The sequence below is a fragment of the uncultured Gimesia sp. genome (assembly GCF_963972345.1).
In the GTDB taxonomy this organism is placed as follows: Bacteria; Planctomycetota; Planctomycetia; order Planctomycetales; family Planctomycetaceae; genus Gimesia.
Genome location: NZ_CAXAVM010000353.1, coordinates 1 through 2,569 on the forward strand (window position 1 = coordinate 1; position 2,569 = coordinate 2,569).

Here is a 2,569-nt window from a genome sequence, read left to right on the forward strand (position 1 = left end):
TTACTTTGGCGGGTAGCTAGCATGATGGGTGGCTGGCAACTGCGTGATTTCTGTTGAGCCCCTGAATCTCGCGGCGGGCACGTTTCCTTTTTCTCAATTCTCCCGGTCATTGCTTCAGGCATGTGATCTTCTTCGCTTCGCGGTACCAGACGGACAATGGTGCGTTCTTCAGACTGAGTAATTACCAGAGCGGTTCACTTAATGTGCAGGATTTTATCCGTCTTTACGATCATGGAGACTATGCTGGCTGGATACTGATTTCAAACTGTCAGTTCCAGTGTGCTATATCAGCCTGGCATCTGAATGGGAATTCAGCGATCAGGAGTTTCTCCGTTCAATTAAAGCCGTATACTACTGCGGAAGTTACCGGGAGTTTACTTGAATCGTCAGTCGGTAGAAAATTACCTACAATCCAGGTCTGAATTAAAGGCGATAATGTTCCCTGCAGACTTCTGTCAGCCGCTCAGGGAAAATGGATTTACTCTGGTCTATGTCCAGTTTTACTGTAGTGTCTCCGGGCTATCTGGACAGGGTAAAATAGATTGAACGACGCTCTGGTTAAATATGCGATGCTTTAAAAATCGACCTGTGCCCGGAGGGCCAGGATGTCGGCATTGCTGTTATCAATCACCGGGCCGTTTACATTCGAACTGCTGTTCAGGAAGGCATGGATATAATTAAACTGAAACTTGGTGAACTGATTGAGATACCAGTTGACACCTAGCGTCAGGTCCGTCAATCGGCCTCCCTGAATATTTTTGTCGTTCAGGTCAATATAAGACCAGCAGCCAGCGACTTCCCAGGCACCGCAACCGCCGTCTCTACTGAATGGTTCCAGTGGCACCACACGACCAAACACGCCTCCCTTACGGTTGTACGTTCTGGATTCGCCTGTCAGAAAGTATCCGAAATGGGCATAACCGCCTGAAAAGTTGTTCGTGGTTCCATTCCGTTCGTTGACGACGGCATAGATCATTTCTGATTGAGCATAAAACGAACCAATGGCATACGCCAGTTCGGCATTGAACAGACTGAAATTCTGAGTGGGAATAAGTCCGGTATCTACGAAGGGAGGCACGGCTAGCGGCACGCCGACCGGAACCTGGGCTGCGCCACCGGTTTCCGAGACAAACACTTCTGGCTGGTTACGATATTGTACAAGATTGTTCGCGGGATTCGCGAATGTGAAACCACCACCAAGGTGTAGCAATCCATCACAGCCCCCATTATCAATCAGCAGGTGGGTCAGGCGTGTGGCGACACCAAAGCCGCCACTGTCTCCGATATTTCCACCATATGGGCCGGTCGGAAAGCGAAAGCCGGACAAGGCGTATGTTGACTGCTCATCTTCCGTATTACCAAAGAACATGGCCCCGATCTGCCGGAACGGTAAGAAGGCAAATGGGAGACCCCGTTCCAGAAAGGTCAGTTCTTTCACACTGGTCAGACCATCCATGCCGAAAGGCTGCCGATATTGACCGATTCTCACATTGTTGCCCCCCAGCACGTCTCGAACTTCCAGCCAGACATCCATAAAACTGGGGCGACCGGGAAACGCGAAGTCCATTTCCAGCATATAGCCGATATTTTCCCAGGCATCACCCGCAGCAGCCAGTCGAGCCCGTCGAAAGTCGGCTCCGTTCTGGATATCGCCCACGGCTTGAATATTAGCAGCATCCTGAATAAACCCGACGGCATCCGCCTGGAAAAAACCAGTCAGACGTGCCGTTGGAAATTGATTGCTGTTGCTGGAATCTCCAAACATGTACTCAGGCAAATCGGAGTCATATTCATCTTCACCCATCGCAGCAGCCGGGGCAGAAGGGAGCTGACTGAGATACTGAGTCGGGACGACCTGCTGCGCTTTCAACTCATCAATCTGCTGCTGCAGGATCTGTAATTGAGACTGGAGTGATGTGTCTGCTTCCCTGGTCGGCGGGAGTTGAGCCTTGACTTCGTAGAGTGATAAGCCGGCGAACCAGAGAATTGTCATGACTGTCAACAGACGATTTCGAAAAGTTCTCAACGGTTGGCGCACGTCTTGATACTTTGGATGCTTCACAGCCCGTTGATCTCCAAAAGTATATTTCTGATGCATTAAAAAAATCCTCTCTTCCATCAATTTCAGGTTTTATATTCGGGTGATTCTGACCCTGCTTGAGATCACAGTTCCGTCCCGCTGGATACTGATATCAGAGCCATCTCTGGCAATATTTCCTGGGATACCTGCTCAGTTTTTCTTATCGGTTTAACTGTTAGCCCTCGTGATTATTTCGGGCAAAATTCTGAAATCGGTGATTTTGATTAAAGGTTTGTGCAAACATCTGCATGTGATCTGCAATATCCTGCAGGTGGCGTGCTCCCCGGTGACAGGATTTTCCAATGATTGAGAATTTACCATGGGGGGGTATAATATTATGAAGGCAAATGGGTTGCGTCTGATGCATTCCAACCGCAGAGTGGTTGACCAAGTGTTTTGGGATGAACGCTCATCATGTAGAAGAATGAGAAAAGTGAGGAGGGCAGGGAACGAATAGATGTTTCAAGTCTATGAGACGCGCGTCAGTCG

Annotated in this window: 1 protein-coding gene; it reads right to left on the minus strand. The window is 49.2% G+C overall.

Annotated features, from left to right (window positions below; all coding sequences use genetic code 11):
• Positions 1 to 574: 574 nt before the first annotated feature.
• Complete coding sequence (locus AACZ40_RS28955; RefSeq protein WP_291166545.1) at positions 575 to 2,098, minus strand: porin; 1,524 nt, start codon at positions 2,096 to 2,098, stop codon at positions 575 to 577.
• Positions 2,099 to 2,569 lie beyond the last annotated feature (471 nt).

Bases quoted from the DNA above. Each gene is read 5' to 3' on its own strand.
- AACZ40_RS28955 (WP_291166545.1), bottom strand. From the start codon at position 2,098: ATGCATCAGAAATATACTTTTGGAGATCAACGGGCTGTGAAGCATCCA.